Origin of the sequence: Vibrio sp. ED004 (genome assembly GCF_023206395.1) — a bacterium.
Taxonomy (GTDB): Bacteria; Pseudomonadota; Gammaproteobacteria; order Enterobacterales; family Vibrionaceae; genus Vibrio.
In genome coordinates this window covers 1,078,439-1,095,104 of the sequence record NZ_CP066149.1, presented here as the reverse complement: position 1 = coordinate 1,095,104, position 16,666 = coordinate 1,078,439, and the positions used below count along the sequence as shown (strand labels likewise).

Here is a 16,666-nt window from a genome sequence, read left to right as displayed (position 1 = left end):
ACATCGGACAAAAGGATTTGTTATGCCCACTCTATTTTCTAACTCACCACTTTTTCAGAAGCTGAAACAGCCGTGGCTGGTGTCTCTGATTTTAGTGATGTTGTTGTCTATCTGGCTTGGCCTAGGAGTGGGGCAAGCAGAAGAGTCGCCAGAGAAAACAGCGACAGAAATCCCGTTGGCCAAGGTCTCTTTTCAAACATTCACCTCATCACCCACCTTTAAAACCATTGATTTATACGGTCGAACGGCACCCGACAGGCATGCGAGATTAGGGGCGGAAGTCGCGGGCAAGATTGTTCGATTGAACGTTGTGAAGGGCGATGTGGTTAAAGCAGGGCAGGCTATTGCTCAGATAGATAAAGGTGATTTGGAAATACAGTTAGAGCGAGCATCGGCTCTGTATCGTTTGAAGCAGAAAGAGTTCAAAGCGGCGCAGTCACTGAAGAAAAGGGGCCTGCAAGGTGAGATCGCTTATACCACCGCTGAGGCATCCTTAACTGAAGCAAAAGCCATGATGCGCAATGCAGAATTGGCTTTAAAGAATACTGTGATTACATCGCCTTTTTCGGGTGTGGTTCAAGATTTGATGGTCGAGTTGGGTGATTTCGTTGGTATAGGCGACCCAGTCGCAGGCGTGATTGACCTTGACCCTCTGGTTATTGAGGCCGATGTCAGTGAGCGCCATATCCAACATCTGTTAGTCAACCAATCTGCTGTGGTCCGCTTACTTGGAAGAGAAGAAGCTGAAGGGCGCTTGCGTTATGTGTCTCGAATTTCTTCGGCCTCAACCAATACTTTCCCAATCGAGATTGAAATCGATAATTCTGAAGGCCTATTACCTGCTGGGGTTAGCGCTGAAGTGAAACTCAACCTAGAAACAAGAGACGCAATCAAGGTGACACCTGCGATGTTGGCTTTGGATGAGGCGGGTAACCTTGGGGTCAAAACGTTGGTTTCAGTCGATGACTCACCAATCGTGAAATTTGTCGGTATTCAGCTAGTTAAGGCAGAACAAGATGGTGTATGGCTCACGGGTTTAGGTCAACGGGTCGATATCATCACTGTAGGACAAGGGTTTGTGCGTGATGGTGATTCGGTGATTGCGGTCGAGCAAGGTGCTGAACTCTCAAACGTAACAACTGAGTAGGAGATAACAGATGTATTCAATTATTGATGCAGCCTTGTCTCGTGCTCGAACAATGCTCTCTCTTTTGGCGCTCATCTTGGTTGCAGGTGTCATTACCTATATCACGATCCCCAAAGAATCGAGCCCAGACATTACCATCCCGATTATCTACGTTTCAGTCGGGCACCAAGGGATCTCGCCAACGGATGCTGAGCGTCTTTTAGTTCGACCTATCGAGCAAGAACTGAGGTCGATTGAGGGCGTAAAAGAGATGACGGCAACCGCAGCAGAAGGCCACGCCTCTGTTGTGTTGGAGTTTAATGTTGGAGTCGATCTAACAAAGGCAATGGCGGATGTTCGTGACGCCGTTGATCTCGCCAAACCAAAGTTACCAGAAGACAGTGATGAGCCAACCGTAAATGAAGTCACACTCGCTTCTGAGCAGCCAGTACTTTCTGTTGTGTTATTCGGCACCGTTCCTGAACGCACTATCGTACAAATTGCCCGAGAAGTGGGAGATAAACTCGAAAGCTATCGCCAGATATTAGAGGTTGATATTGCGGGTGATAGGGAAGACATCGTTGAAATCATCGTTGATCCTCTATTGATGGAGAGCTACAGCCTAGATCAAGCTGATATCTACAATCTGATCGCTTTGAACAACCGAGTGGTTGCCGCGGGTTTTGTCGATACTGGCTATGGTCGTTTCTCGGTCAAAGTACCTTCGGTGTTTAATTCGTTAAAGGATGTGCTTGAGCTACCAATCAAAGTGGATGGTAAGCAGGTGGTAACTTTTGGTGATGTGGCGACAGTTCGTCGAGCGTTTCGAGATCCAGAGAGTTTTGCGCGTTTAGATGGTAAAGCTGCGGTTGTGTTGGACATTAAGAAGCGCGCAGGTGAGAACATCATCGAAACGGTTGAGTTAGTGAAAGCGGTAATGGCCGGGGCTCAGCAGCAAGCTGAATGGCCAAACAATCTATTGGTTAAATACACCTGGGATGAATCTAAAGATGTGAAGATCATGCTGAATGATCTGCAAAACAATATCTTATCCGCCATTATTCTAGTCGTGATTGTGATCATCGCGATTCTTGGTGTGCGTACTGCGTTATTGGTGGGCATCTCAATTCCTGGATCATTCCTCACGGGTTTATTGGTTCTGTCTGTATTCGGCTTAACCGTTAACATCGTGGTGCTGTTTTCTCTGATCATGGCGGTGGGGATGCTAGTAGACGGCGCTATTGTGGTGACTGAGTTTGCCGACCGGAGAATGCAAGAAGGGGAAGGGCGTAAAGCGGCCTATCGAGATGCAGCTAAACGAATGGCATGGCCTATAACGGCATCAACGGCTACAACTTTAGCGGCGTTTGCTCCACTCCTGTTTTGGCCAGATGTAACAGGCGAATTCATGAAATTCCTGCCACTCACTCTGATCGCTACGTTGACTGCTTCATTGATTATGGCGCTGTTGTTTGTGCCAGTGTTGGGTGGTTTGATTGGCAAACCGCAATACGTCTCGTCTCAGAGCCAAGCTCGAATGGTGGCTTTGCATAATGGTGATTTCTCAGAGGCGACTGGCTTAACCAAGGCGTATTACCACACACTGTCGATTGCGATTAAGCACCCATTTAAGATTCTGTTCAGTGCGATACTGCTCGCGGTTGCGGTTGGTTTCACGTATTCAAAAGCGGGGCTCGGTGCCGAGTTTTTCCCTGAAGTTGATCCGCCATTCTTTAACGTCAAAGTGCGCTCGCACGGTGATCTTTCTATTCAAGAAAAAGATGACATCATGCGCGATATTGAACAGATGATGCTGAATCATGACGAGTTCGATACCGTTTATACGCGTACCGGTGGTGACGACCAGATTGGTTTGATATCAATTACACCTGTCGATTGGCAATACCGCCGCAGTGTTAAAGCGATCATTGATGAATTAAAGGTGCAAACCGATCAATATGCTGGTGTCGAGATTGAATTCAAGTTCCCCGATGCTGGGCCTCCAGTTGAAAATGACTTGGTTATCGAGCTGTCGGCTAAAACACCTGAGCAACTCAATCAGGCAGCAAAGATCGTAAGAGGTTGGGCAGATGGTAATCAAGCGCTGACTAATATCAGCGACACTGCGAGTAAAGATGGCATCGATTGGAAGGTGGATATTAGCCGTGATGATGCCGCACGTTTTGCAGCTGACGCGACTTTAGTCGGCAATACCGTTCAATTCGTTACCAACGGTCTCAAGATTGGGGATTATCTGCCTGATGACTCATCAGAAGAGGTCGACATCTTGGTGCGTTACCCTAATGACAAGAGGGATATCGGACGCTTTGACCAGTTAAGAGTCAAAACGCCAGCAGGCTTAGTACCAATCACCAACTTTGCTCAGATTGTTCCCGACCATAAACAGGACACGATTAAGCGCCTCGATGGAAAGCGTGTGGTGAACATCATGGCGGATATGGAAGAGGGCTATAACCTTGCGCTCGAACTGCCAAAGATCGAGCAAGCGTTAAGTGAATTGGGGCTGCCGAGTAGTGTTGAGTTTCGGATCCGCGGCCAAAACGAAGAACAAGAGAACTCGTCAGCCTTCTTACAAAGTGCTTTCTTGGTGGCTTTAGCGGTAATGGCTTTGATTCTGATTACTCAGTTCAACAGTTTCTATCAAGCGTTCTTGATTCTAAGTGCCGTATTGTTCTCAACGGTTGGTGTGTTTGTTGGGTTGCTTATCTTCCAGCGTCCGTTTGGCATTGTTATGTCGGGTATCGGGGTCATCGCACTAGCAGGGATAGTGGTGAACAACAACATCGTGCTGATTGATACCTATAACCAATTGATTAAAAGAGGTTTGGACAAGCGAGATGCGATTCTAAGAACCGGTGTTCAGCGTCTAAGACCGGTCATGCTCACGACTGTTACGACTATCTTGGGTTTGATGCCGATGGTGTTAGAGATGAACATCGACCTGATTAATCAAAAGATAGAATTTGGCGCGCCAAGTACACAATGGTGGTCACAGCTAGCGACTGCTATTGCTGGCGGGTTGGCGTTTGCGACGGTACTGACCTTGGTACTAACACCGTGTCTGTTAATGCTAGGTCGAGAAAAGAAGTTTGAAAAATAACAGAATATTCGGATTCAACGAAAATAAAAAGAGCGCCTAGATAGGCGCTCTTTTTATTGTTTATCGTGATTAGGCTAATTCAATCTAATTAGTTGCTAGCAACTGACCGTATCGCTCAAGGTTCTTCAATCGAATCTCTGAATTCGCAATGAAAGTAGCTTTTGCTTTACCGGTTAGCGATTTGGATTGTGGCAATTTCACGGTACGTGCATTCTTGTGAACGCCATTAACCAAGAATTCATAGTGTAAGTGCGGACCAGTAACACGACCTGTACCACCCAGAGTACCAATGGTTTGGCCTTGTTTTACGCGCTGACCTGTTTTCACCATGCGTCGTTTCATGTGCAGGTATTTAGTGATGTAGGTGTTGCTGTGGCGGATGAACACGTAATTACCATTGAATTGGTTATAACCCGACTTCTGCACGATACCATCGCCTGCAGCCCAGATAGGCGTGCCAACAGGAGCCGCATAGTCAGTACCACGGTGAGCACGAACCTTACCGGTTACGGGGTGCTTTCTGTGTGGGTTAAAGTTCGATGTTACACGACGGAAATCAATCGGAGAGCGTAGGAAGGCTTTCTTCATTGCTCGACCATTTTCATCGAAGTAGTTGCCGCTCTTGTCATCCAATACCGCGGTAAATGAATCACCTTGGTTTTTGAACACCGCTGCCATGATCTTACCGCGACCAATCACTTCACCTTCAACCACTTTCTCTTGATACAAGATCTTGAAACTGTCGTTCTTACGAATATCCAACGCAAAGTCGATATCCCAACCGAAAATACCCGCCAGTTCCATGATTTGGTTTGCAGTTAGGCCTGCACTGACGCCGGCATTCCAGAAGTTAGACGTGATGTTGGCTTCAGCATAGTTGTATTGATAGGCGACTTCCTTCTTGTCGAAGCTAGAAGAAAACGAATCGCCAGATTTAGTGATCTTGAAGCTTTCAAAAGCACTAAGTTGTCGTTTTAACTGAATAAGGTCGTTGTTTTCATCAAAGCCGAATTGCAATACATCGCCAGGTCTTAGGTTAGACAGCTGTTTCTTAATATCATTATTGGTATTGAGTAGCGTGATTAACAGGCGGTATGAGAGGCCAATGCGCTCGAATAAAACAGAGGTGCTTTCACCAGAACGAACGGTGTATTTTTCCCAATTGAGTACTGCCGTTGGTGGTGCGTCACTTGAGCTAACCAGCGCAGATGCATTGATAGTCAGTGGATAATGTTTTCCCACGACTAAAGCACCCGAATCGTCACGTAAACTGTTTACGTCGGGGAGTAAGAAAATCGCGACGAAAATTACGGCACTAAAAAATGCGATAAAAGCCCGGTGCAAAATAGGAAGGCGTGCAAAAATAGACAACATGTTCCGGTTCGTTCTGTAAATATTATGAAAATCGACGACGGAATAGTGTAACTGGTTTCAAAATACATCGCTATTCAAGTAAGATGTCTAATTAATGTATTTTTGCCAAATCTGTGGGAGTGAACAAGAATGGCGAGTATTGAAGCTGCACTAGCCGAGATCAAACGTGGCGTAGAAGAACTGATTCCAGAAGACGAACTGATTGCTAAATTAAAAGAAGGTCGTCCTTTACGCATTAAGCTGGGTGCCGATCCAACAGCTCCAGATATCCACCTAGGCCATACGGTTATCTTTAACAAGCTTCGTGCTTTCCAAGAGCTTGGTCATGAAGTGACATTCCTTATCGGTGATTTCACTGCAATGGTTGGTGACCCATCAGGTAAAAACTCAACGCGTCCACCGCTAAGCCGTGAAGACGTATTGAAGAATGCTGAAACTTACAAAGAGCAAGTATTCAAGATTCTAGATCCTGCGAAAACGCAAATTCGTTTCAACTCTGAGTGGCTATCTGAGCTTGGTGCTGAAGGCATGATTCGTCTTGCTTCTAACCAAACTGTTGCTCGTATGCTTGAGCGTGATGACTTTAAAAAGCGTTACGCTGGTGGTCAACCGATCGCAATCCACGAATTCATGTACCCACTTCTTCAAGGTCACGACTCTGTTGCACTAGAGAGCGACGTTGAGCTTGGCGGTACTGACCAGAAGTTTAATCTTCTAATGGGTCGTGAACTGCAAAAAGCAGCAGGTCAAAAACCACAAGCGGTACTGATGATGCCACTACTTGTAGGTCTAGATGGCGTTAAGAAGATGTCTAAGTCTGCGCACAACTACATCGGTATCAGCGAAGCACCAAGCGAGATGTTTGGTAAGATCATGTCTATCTCTGACGATCTAATGTGGAGCTACTACGAGCTACTGTCTTTCCGTCCACTTGAAGAAGTTGCGGAACTGAAAGCTGGCGTTGATGCAGGTAAAAACCCGCGTGACGTGAAAGTACTTCTAGCGAAAGAGATCATTGCTCGTTTCCACTCTGAAGCGGATGCTGATGCAGCTGAGCAAGAGTTCGTTAACCGTTTTGCTAAGAACCAAGTGCCAGATGATATGCCTGAATTCGAATTCGAAGCAGGCTTACCAATTGCTAACGTTCTAAAAGAAGCGGGTCTAGTAAACTCGACTTCTGATGCGATGCGTATGATCAAGCAAGGCGCAGCTAAGCTTGAAGGCGAGAAGATCGAAGACAGCAAATTCGTACCTGAAGCAGGTACTGCGGTTTACCAAGTTGGTAAGCGTAAGTTTGCTCGCATTACTATCAAGTAATAACGCTCATCAATAATTGAACAAAAGGCATCTACGGATGCCTTTTTTATTGACAGAAAGCTGACGAAACTTTGAAACGCCTATTGCTACACTATGCGCGCTGTCAAATTGACAGTAATTCTGGAGATTTTTATGAACAATACCGACCATCCTCCTAGTTTGAATGGAGAAGAATAACCTGTCTCGGTATTGATCTATTGTCCTGCCGTTCAGGTAGGGTATCTTTGTTTTTTCCCCTCATTCTTTTCCACACTCTAGATTCTAACAAGTAGACACACCAGTAGTTTTCAGCTTTTGGTGCGCCTAGTTATACGTTCTTGGTGCGCTTGGCTACATCCTCTTGGTGTACACATTATATGCCCTTGGTGTATTAGCTATAGGCTATTTGTTTTGATGGTCGTTACCTTTGCCAATCGGGAGATTCGCCATGACGGTAATGAACAACACTTTTTTATCTATTGAAGCTCTGTACTCAGAGCAAGACATCCAAGCTGTATCGAATGCATTTCAACAGTATGGACGTGAACAACAAGTTAACCTTTTGAACCGCATGCCGCTTGAAGATGCGGTGATAGTACTTGGGCAATGTTCTCTTAGTACGATTCAGACTTTACTTAGTGAGCTAGAAGAGCAGGGCTTTGAGAAGCGCTCTCGACATCTAGCTCACCAACTAGGGCTGATCTACTCGGAGGTTGAGCCTCAACAGGGTTACCTTTCAACTGGGGTGATGAGCCACGTTAGACAGCGCATAGGTTGGATTATCGCCTTAGCACTGCTGGGTATCGTTTCTGGGCTTATCATCGCTCAGTATGAAGATATCCTTAGCCAGCTGGTACTTCTGGCGATTTATATGCCAGTAATCGCTGCTGCGGGTGGTAACACCGGAACACAAGCTGCGACTCTAGTGATTAGAGCCTTAGCCACCGGCGAGTTGAAAAAACGCCAATGGGCTAATGTTTTATGGAAAGAGTTTAGAGTTGCTATCTGCTTAGCACTTGCGATTGCAGTGGTGATGATTGGTCGTATTTTGCTGTTTAGCGAAAACCAATCAACTGGCGGTTATGACATCAACATGATTGCACTTGCGATTGCCGTAGCACTATTTATTCAGGTGACGATATCCACGGTGCTCGGTGGTGGGTTGCCGATCGTTGCTCGACTATTTAAGCTTGATCCTGCGGTGTTAGTGAGCCCAGTACTTGCATCGATAGTCGATATCTCAGGAATGTGGATCTATTTCACTGTCGTGAATTCCTTCCTCGGTATCGCTTAGTTCCTATAAGAATAGGCACCTGTAAAAATAACTAAAAACACCTTAGAAACAAAACCACCTACTTCAGTAGGTGGTTATCATTCAGTTTGGCTTTGCCTGTAGTTCTACCCATGTTAAATGCTCCCTTGATTTTTAGCGAAGTCAAAGAGGACAAATAACATGAGTAGATATAATCAAGCTTCCCACGTATTTTGGAGATGTCAATATCACATAGTGTGGACACCAAAGTATCGATTTAGGATTTTGAAAAACAATGTAGGTAAAGAAGTTTATCGGTGTATAAACGTTTACTGTAATCAACTTGGATGTGAAGTCGTTGAATTAAACGTTCAAGTTGACCACGTGCACTTGGTAGTAAAAGTTCCGCCTAAGTTATCGATATCCAAGTTGATGGGCGTATTGAAAGGCAAAATAGCTTTAAAACTCTTTAGTAAATTTCCATATTTAAGGAGAAACAAGCTCTGGGGTAACCATTTTTGGCAAAGGGGCTATTTTGTCGATAGCGTAGGGGTTAATGAAGAAATAATTCGACGCTATGTAAGACATCAAGAGAAAAAAGAGCGCGTGGAGCAGCAGCAACTGGCGTTGGACTAAACAAAGGCCCCCTTTTAGGGGGCTCACACAAAGCCACCTTCTTTAGAAGGTGGTAATTTACTATTAAAGTAGAAGTTTACACAGAGCTAAGCATTACTTAGATTTGCTTTGTGTTTGACTGAACTCGACTACATCTTTGTAGAAAGCGCGTTCAAACTGAGTGATCGGTGCTTCCACTGGTTTATCAGGATCTGGCTTTTCAGGGAAATAATCACGAACAAACTGCACGAAGATTGAATTTGGATTACCTGATTTATCTAAACCAAACCCTGCCATGTTGTAACTGCCGTATAAAGAGCCGCTTTTGGCAATGATGTTGCCTTGAATCGGCGCTTTTCGCATGCTTTGACGATACTTAAGCGTTCCATCAATACCTGACGTTGGCATTGCATCAATTAGGTTGAGTTGTTGATCGTTTTCCCAGATATAGCGAAGCACCTGTGCCATGGTCTGCGATCTCATTCGGTTATTTCTGGATAAACCTGAACCATCGACTAGCTGCGCTTTGCTGAGATCAATGTTGGCCTTAGTCAGTAAGATCTGTTTTATCGCTTCAGTGCCGTTATTGAAGCTGCCCGGTTGAACATAAAATGTCGCACCTAGCGTTTTGGTAAGGTTGTCAGCAATTAGGTTGTCTGATTTCTTCAGCATGGTATCGAGCAGTTCTGGAAGTTTTTCAGAATGGTGGCTAGCGACTAACGTTGTTCTGTCTGCTGTCTCTTTTTTACCAAGGATCACATCACCTTTAACTTGGATTTTCAGTTCTTTAAGCAGTGAACTCACGACTTGGTAGGTATAAAGCTCTGGATTTTGAATCGCAAACTTGAGTGGCAGTGGTTTCTTACGCTCAACCAAGCAACCAGAGAGCTTGTAAGCGTTGTCTGGAGTAGTAATGAGCTCTAAGTCGCATTGTGTGGCCTTTTGACCTGAACGAGTTACGGTGGCAGCGGTGGTTGTCACGTCTATTGGATAATGAGCTGGGATATATACGCGCGTTGCCCCGTTATCTTTCGTATAAATAGAGGCTTGTGCGCAGTTGCTGTCTAATGTCATCGCGCTAGAAGGCGCGCTGTAACAAACGCCTAGAATGTCCCAAGGCCAACCAACGGCACGTTGATAGCCCGTATAAGCCGAGTTATCGAGGTATAAGTTGCCATTAATGGTTCTAGATTGCGACTTAGCGTATTGAGCTAAAAGGCTTTTTAGATCTTCTCGCTGTAGTGTTGGGTCACCGCTGAATGAGATCACAACATCCTTATTGGAACGGGTAATGCTGGTTGTATAGTGAAAGTCATTTCCCAACTCCAATTTAGCCGCTAAAGCTGTAACCAGTTTTAAAGTGCTGGCTGGTGGATAAAAGCCATCACTGTTGGTATTCATTTTGTTTGAACTGCCACTTAATGACTCTAAGATTAAGCTTGTGCTACTACCATCGGGCAGTTTGTCTAGAGGGGCGTATGCGAGTGCTGAGCAAGATATAAGGGACGCTGTAAGTAGATAAAACTTGAACATGTTTGTTCCAATAGGAGAATCGTTTTAAAACTATTGCCAAGTTATCTCACAATGGCTCAAAGGTCACGTATGTGAGCTAAGTTTCAATGCAAAGAACAAACTTTAAAGGTGAGCTAGGAACTGCAGGAGTAAGTATGAAAAAGGTCTAGCGTTGGCTAGACCTTTGATTTCATATAACAAATAGAATGTTTGTTAACAGATTAGAATGCGTATTTTAGGCCTAGACGCATCGTATCTTCGCCTTCGATTTTCTTGTTACCAACCTGAGAGTATTGGCTATCTAGGTTGTTTAACTGGTAAGCAACGTAAGCATTAAGATTTTTGTTGAATGCATAGTCACCAGTAATTTCGAAGAAATCGCTTTGGTCTTCTTTAGTACCATTAACTTTAAGATCTGTTTTTTGGTAAGCACCCATTAGAGAGAAGCCGTTACCAAAGCCGTATACTGCAGAAAATTCCATACCGTTGAAGTCTGACTTGTCTTTATCATCTGCTTCACCAGTAGTGTATGTACCCGCTAGGTATAGAGAATCAAGAGTATAGTTCACACCTGCGATGATAGCGTCGCCAGAACCTTCCCCTTCACCATTGTCGCCAGCAGAGTAGCCAAGACCGAAGCCTAGACCCATAGGTAGAGTGTAGATACCAGAAACACCATAAGCATCAGTATCTTTTTCTTCACCAGCAACTAAACTTGCTTTCACTGTTAGAGCGTCAAATTCGCCAGTGTAAAGGATTGTGTTGTTGATTTGCTCGTTACCAGCGCTGATGAATTCTTTTTGAGCACCAGTAAATGTCGTTACGTCAGACATTTGAGAGATTTGTACTGCTGCTGTATCTTGGCGACCGAAAGAAACGGCACCGAACTCACCTTGAAGACCTGCAAACATGTAACGCTGTTTGAAAGTATCGTTAGCGTCATTGTCGCTAGAAGAGTTTACTGTTTGTTCTGCTTCGTAGAAACCAAAGCCGCTTAGTGATTCGTTGATTTCTGTAGTACCACCAACGTTAAGACGGAAACGGCTGTTGTTAGCCATAGTGCCTTCGATTTCTTCACCACCGTTACCAATGAAATCACCACGGAATTCCGCGCGACCACCAACGTTTAGTTCTGTGCCATCTTGGCTGTATACGTTAGCTGCATTTGCGCCAGCTGATACTGTTGCTGCTACTGCTAGAGCGATCAGAGTCTTGTTATTCATGTTATTAATTCCTAATTACTGTCCATAAAGGTATTTATAAGGATTTGAATCCTTTTTGTGTATTGCCTGTATTAATCAGGCTTCATAACCATGATTAGAACAGAAGTCTGAAAAATGCCAGTGCAATCCATGGGTTACTTTTTACCTCTAAAGTTCCATAGTCAGTTAGTAAAATGATATAAAACTAAAAAATGAACACTGTTTTATTACATTCCTTGTTATTTAAGTCTTTGTTTTAAAGTGTTTTTTACAAAAGTGTGATCTGTGTTTGTTTTGTTTGTTTTTTGTTTTTTTATGTATTTGTTTGCTGTCTTATTAATTAGGTCGTTATTATTCATTTTTGTGATATCTGTAATTTAGACCTAGATAAAGCTTTTATAACGCAAAGTGGAATAAAGGTGATTTAGCCATAAAGTTTGTTTACACTAAGCCAAATCGTTTTGTTTCTACTACCCAATAAATACGTTGGGTGTATTTATGTTCGCCAAAGAAAGTTTTGGCATAGAGGTAAAAAATGGAAAAGGTTCCAATGACAGTACGTGGCGCTCAGCAGCTACGTGATGAATTAGATCGCCTACTTAAGCTGCGCCCTATTATTTCAGCAGCTATTGGTGAAGCACGTGAACTGGGTGACTTGAAAGAGAACGCAGAATACCACGCGGCTCGTGAAGAGCAGGGTATCTGTGAAGCTCAAATTCGAGATATCGAATACAAGCTATCACTTGCTCAGATCATCGATGTAACTCAGATGGATAACACCGGTAAGATTATCTTCGGTACGACTGTGACTTTGATTGATGTGGATACGGATGAAGAATTCCGCTACCAAATCGTTTCTGAAGATGAAGCTGACATCAAGACTGGCCGTATTTCTGTGAAATCACCAATTGCTCGCGGTCTTATCGGTAAGATGGAAGGCGACGAAGTAATGATCTCTACCCCTGGTGGCGATAAAGACTTCGAGATTGACAAAGTAGAATATATCTAATTGAATTTTCTTTGTTTCTGATAAGTAAAAAGGTCGCTTAATGCGACCTTTTTCGTTTCTCACGCTACACTAAAAGATAAGCGCAGTGGCTTTCTCTTGGTGAAGTTAGCTTATATTAAGCTCTTATTTACGTGGAATCTCGATTTTACGTGCTTCTGACTGACGGAACAGTACTAGAACTTTACCGATAGTCTGTACTTTCTCAGCTTTAGTTTCACGTACAATTGCATCGATAATCAGTTGCTTAGTCTCACGGTCTTCTGATGCAACTTTAATCTTGATCAGTTCGTGGTGGTCTAGAGCTAATTCGATTTCCGCTAGAACAGCTTCAGTAAGTCCATTTGCGCCCATTAGCACAACAGGTTTTAAACTGTGAGCTAGGCCCTTTAGATGCTGCTTTTGTTTGGTACTTAGGTTCATTACGCGGCCAATTTTCTTTACTATTAGGGTTGAAAAAACCTATTTTAACGCCATCTAAAGCTGAAGACTATAATTTATTCAGCAATTAGTACTTTCCTCCAATTTAGGTATCCAATGAGCAAACAGAAACACTCGGCCAGTTCAGGCCGTTGGTTGAAGGAACACTTCGACGACAAGTACGCAAACGAAGCAAGAAAGAAAGGCTATCGTTCACGTGCTTATTTCAAAATGGAAGAGATTCAAACGAAAGATAAATTGCTGTCTCCTGGGATGACCATTGTGGATTTAGGTGCAGCGCCTGGCGGTTGGTCTCAATATGCTGCTAAGATTGTTGGAGACAACGGACAAATCATTGCGTGTGACTTGTTACCAATGGATCCGATTGCTGGCGTTAGCTTCTTACAAGGCGATTTTCGTGAAGACGCTGTGCTAGAAGCTCTATTGGAACGTATACAACCAAATATGGTTGATGTAGTGATGTCAGATATGGCGCCTAATATAGCAGGCAACAATTCTGTAGATCAGCCAAGAGCTATGTATTTAGTTGAATTAGCTTTGGATATGTGTCGACAAGTTCTAGCTACCAATGGTAGTTTTGTTGTAAAAGTATTCCAAGGCGAAGGCTTTGACCAATATGTTAAAGACGTCCGTGAGATGTTTAAAACAGTCAAAGTTAGAAAACCCGACTCTTCTCGTGCTCGATCTCGTGAAGTGTTCATCGTAGCCACTGGTTACAAAGGTTAACGATTCTCTTCCAAGAGTGAGAGTTAACAACATGGCTACAGGTTACAAACTGTAGTACCCTACCTTTAATTACAATTAGTTATCGAGAGGCTTACACCTTGAGTGACATGGCAAAAAATTTAATTCTGTGGCTTGTTATCGCGGTAGTGTTGATGTCGGTATTCCAGAGCTTCGGCCCTGGGGAAAGTAACGGCAGAGCAGTAGATTACACCACGTTTGTACAGGAAGTTGGCCAAGGCCAGATTCAAGACGCACAGTTCAATAACAGCGAAATCACTTTCACACGTCGTGGTGGTGGTTCTAAGTATGTAACTTACATGCCTGTTTATGATCAAAAGCTACTTGATGACTTAATTAATCAAAACGTAAAAGTTCAGGGTACACCACCTGAAGAGCAGAGCCTACTTGGCACTATCTTCATCTCTTGGTTCCCAATGATCTTACTGATTGGTGTGTGGATTTTCTTCATGCGTCAAATGCAAGGCGGTGGCGGCGGTAAAGGCGCTATGTCTTTCGGTAAGAGTAAAGCTCGAATGATGAGCGAAGAACAAATCAAAACGTTATTTGCGGATGTTGCTGGTTGTGACGAAGCAAAAGAAGACGTGAAAGAGCTTGTTGATTACCTTCGTGACCCAAGTCGTTTCCAAAAGCTGGGTGGTAAGATCCCGACAGGTATCCTGTTGGTTGGTCCTCCTGGTACTGGTAAGACATTGCTTGCAAAAGCGATTGCTGGTGAAGCGAAAGTACCGTTCTTTACAATTTCAGGTTCTGACTTCGTTGAAATGTTTGTTGGTGTTGGTGCATCTCGTGTACGTGACATGTTCGAACAAGCGAAGAAAGCGGCACCTTGTATCATCTTTATCGATGAAATCGATGCGGTAGGTCGTCAACGTGGCGCTGGTGTTGGTGGTGGTCACGATGAGCGTGAACAAACACTAAACCAAATGCTGGTTGAGATGGATGGTTTCGAAGGTAACGAAGGTATCATTGTTATCGCCGCGACTAACCGTCCAGACGTACTAGACCCAGCACTACTTCGTCCAGGTCGTTTTGACCGTCAAGTTGTGGTTGGTCTACCTGATGTACGTGGTCGTGAACAGATTCTTAAAGTACACATGCGTAAAGTTCCACTATCTGGCGATGTTGAACCATCTCTGATTGCTCGTGGTACTCCAGGTTTCTCTGGTGCAGACCTTGCAAACCTTGTGAACGAAGCGGCTCTATTTGCTGCTCGTGGTAACAAGCGCAATGTCTCTATGGTTGAGTTTGAACTTGCGAAAGATAAGATCATGATGGGTGCCGAGCGCCGTTCAATGGTTATGTCTGAAGAAGTGAAAGAGTCAACGGCTTACCACGAAGCGGGTCACGCGATTGTTGGTCGCTTGGTACCTGAACACGATCCAGTGTACAAGGTGTCAATCATTCCACGTGGTCGTGCACTTGGTGTGACAATGTACTTACCTGAACAAGACCGCGTAAGCATGTCTCGTCAACATCTAGAATCAATGATTTCTAGCTTGTACGGTGGTCGTCTTGCTGAAGAGCTTATCTACGGTAAAGACAAAGTGTCGACTGGTGCGTCTAACGATATCGAACGTGCAACTGATATTGCTCGTAAGATGGTAACGCAATGGGGCTTCTCTGAAAAACTGGGTCCTCTTCTTTATGCTGAAGAAGAAGGTGAAGTTTTCCTAGGTCGCGGCATGAGTCAAGCTAAGCATGTTTCAGACGATACAACTAAGCTTATCGATGAAGAAATTCGTATTCTAATCGACCGCAACTACGCTCGTGCGAAGCAAATTCTTGAAGAGAACATGGATATCATGCACTCGATGAAAGATGCGCTAATGAAGTTTGAAACGATCGATGCAGGTCAAATTGATGACTTGATGGAACGTAAAGACGACATTCGTGAGCCTGCTGGTTGGGGTGATCAGGTGAAAGCAGAACCTGCAAAGGAAGAAGCTAAACCTGAAGTCAAATCAGAAGAAGCTGCAGCCTCACCAAAAGCTGAAGAGTCGAAAGTTGAAGAAGTTAAATCTGAAACAGATGATGCTCAAAACAAAGATTCTTAATCGCTAAGTTATAAATTAAAACCCTGAGTACGCTCAGGGTTTTTCTGTTTATAGCCCAAGATGTTTTTACCTTTTAAGACCCGCCTTTCATGATATTAAAAGCACACAATAAAACACTCGTTTTAGATCGCCCACATGTGATGGGTATCCTCAATGTCACGCCTGATTCTTTCTCAGATGGCGGAAAATTCAATTCACTAGATAATGCCTTACTGCAAGCTGAACGCATGATTCAAGCTGGCGTTAGCATTATTGATATTGGTGGTGAGTCGACTCGGCCCGGTGCTCCTGACGTTTCCCTAGAGGAAGAGTTAGCTCGAGTTATCCCAGCAATTAAAGCGATTCGCGCTAAGTTTGATGTTTGGATCTCTATTGATACTAGTAAAGCGGAAGTGATGCGCCAAGCAGTTGAAGCAGGTGCAGATTTGATCAATGATGTGCGCGCGTTACAAGAGCCTGGAGCATTGCAAGTCGCTGCTGATGCGAAGGTTCCGATTTGTCTGATGCACATGAAAGGCCAGCCGAGAACCATGCAAACTAACCCAAGTTATGATGATGTTCTTCAGGATGTAGAAGCATTCTTGCAAGAAAGGGTTGAAGCTTGTGAGGCGGTTGGTATCTCAAAAGAACAGCTGATTCTAGACCCAGGTTTTGGTTTTGGTAAAACCATCGAACACAATTACCACCTATTAGCGCACCTTGAGAAGTTTCATACGTTAGGCTTGCCTGTCTTGGCAGGAATGTCGAGAAAATCGATGATCTTTAAGCTACTAGACAAGGCGCCTGCTGATTGCATGGTAGCAAGCGTAACGTGCGCTACCATCGCTGCAATGAAAGGTGCACAAATTATTCGCGTTCACGATGTCGAAGATACATTGGAAGCGATGAAGATAATCGAAGTGATGAATAACAATCACTAA

13 protein-coding genes are annotated in these 16,666 nt (G+C 44.1%); 9 read left to right on the top strand and 4 right to left on the bottom strand.

Annotated features, from left to right (window positions below; all coding sequences use genetic code 11):
* The first annotated feature begins 22 nt into the window (after positions 1-22).
* A complete protein-coding gene (locus ITG10_RS04715; protein WP_017633269.1) occupies positions 23-1,147 on the top strand; it encodes an efflux RND transporter periplasmic adaptor subunit in 1,125 nt (374 codons plus the stop codon).
* 10 nt (positions 1,148-1,157) lie between these two features.
* Positions 1,158-4,247, top strand: a complete 3,090-nt coding sequence (locus ITG10_RS04710; RefSeq protein WP_017633270.1) for an efflux RND transporter permease subunit — start codon at positions 1,158-1,160, stop codon at positions 4,245-4,247.
* Between the two features lie 84 nt (positions 4,248-4,331).
* On the opposite strand, the gene ITG10_RS04705 is transcribed toward ITG10_RS04710, so the two are convergent.
* The gene (locus tag ITG10_RS04705) at positions 4,332-5,621 is read right to left on the bottom strand and encodes a peptidoglycan DD-metalloendopeptidase family protein (RefSeq protein WP_248386731.1); all 1,290 of its coding nucleotides are present in this window, start codon (positions 5,619-5,621) and stop codon (positions 4,332-4,334) included.
* Positions 5,622-5,750: 129 nt separating this feature from the next.
* On the opposite strand from ITG10_RS04705, the gene tyrS reads away from it, so the two are divergent.
* The 3 genes from tyrS to tnpA all read left to right on the top strand — a co-directional run bounded on the left by tyrS (position 5,751) and on the right by tnpA (position 8,805).
* Positions 5,751-6,938: a tyrosine--tRNA ligase gene (tyrS, locus tag ITG10_RS04700; protein WP_017633272.1), complete on the top strand. Its 1,188-nt coding sequence runs from the start codon at positions 5,751-5,753 to the stop codon at positions 6,936-6,938.
* 427 nt (positions 6,939-7,365) lie between these two features.
* Positions 7,366-8,211: a magnesium transporter gene (locus ITG10_RS04695; protein WP_017633273.1), complete on the top strand. Its 846-nt coding sequence runs from the start codon at positions 7,366-7,368 to the stop codon at positions 8,209-8,211.
* Between the two features lie 159 nt (positions 8,212-8,370).
* The gene (gene tnpA, locus ITG10_RS04690) at positions 8,371-8,805 is read left to right on the top strand and encodes an IS200/IS605 family transposase (protein WP_017633274.1); all 435 of its coding nucleotides are present in this window, start codon (positions 8,371-8,373) and stop codon (positions 8,803-8,805) included.
* A gap of 93 nt (positions 8,806-8,898) precedes the next feature.
* On the opposite strand, the gene dacB is transcribed toward tnpA, so the two are convergent.
* Both dacB and ITG10_RS04680 read right to left on the bottom strand, forming a co-directional pair.
* Positions 8,899-10,317 (bottom strand): serine-type D-Ala-D-Ala carboxypeptidase, encoded by a 1,419-nt coding sequence (dacB, locus tag ITG10_RS04685; protein ID WP_017633275.1) that lies wholly within the window; start codon positions 10,315-10,317, stop codon positions 8,899-8,901.
* 200 nt (positions 10,318-10,517) lie between these two features.
* Positions 10,518-11,519 carry a porin gene (locus ITG10_RS04680; protein ID WP_017633276.1) on the bottom strand — a complete coding sequence of 334 codons (1,002 nt, stop codon included), beginning with the start codon at positions 11,517-11,519 and terminating at the stop codon, positions 10,518-10,520.
* 514 nt (positions 11,520-12,033) lie between these two features.
* On the opposite strand from ITG10_RS04680, the gene greA reads away from it, so the two are divergent.
* The gene (gene greA / locus ITG10_RS04675) at positions 12,034-12,507 is read left to right on the top strand and encodes a transcription elongation factor GreA (RefSeq protein ID WP_017633277.1); all 474 of its coding nucleotides are present in this window, start codon (positions 12,034-12,036) and stop codon (positions 12,505-12,507) included.
* Between the two features lie 123 nt (positions 12,508-12,630).
* Here the strand turns inward: greA and yhbY are convergent, their stop codons facing one another.
* Positions 12,631-12,927 (bottom strand): ribosome assembly RNA-binding protein YhbY, encoded by a 297-nt coding sequence (gene yhbY / locus ITG10_RS04670; protein ID WP_004738252.1) that lies wholly within the window; start codon positions 12,925-12,927, stop codon positions 12,631-12,633.
* Between the two features lie 114 nt (positions 12,928-13,041).
* Between yhbY and rlmE the strand changes: the two genes are divergently transcribed.
* From rlmE to folP, 3 genes are all read left to right on the top strand, one after another.
* The gene (rlmE, locus tag ITG10_RS04665) at positions 13,042-13,671 is read left to right on the top strand and encodes a 23S rRNA (uridine(2552)-2'-O)-methyltransferase RlmE (protein ID WP_017633278.1); all 630 of its coding nucleotides are present in this window, start codon (positions 13,042-13,044) and stop codon (positions 13,669-13,671) included.
* 107 nt (positions 13,672-13,778) lie between these two features.
* Entirely contained in the window at positions 13,779-15,746 is a 1,968-nt protein-coding gene (ftsH, locus tag ITG10_RS04660) for an ATP-dependent zinc metalloprotease FtsH (protein WP_017633279.1), read from the top strand.
* Between the two features lie 89 nt (positions 15,747-15,835).
* Entirely contained in the window at positions 15,836-16,666 is an 831-nt protein-coding gene (folP, locus tag ITG10_RS04655; RefSeq protein ID WP_017633280.1) for a dihydropteroate synthase, read from the top strand.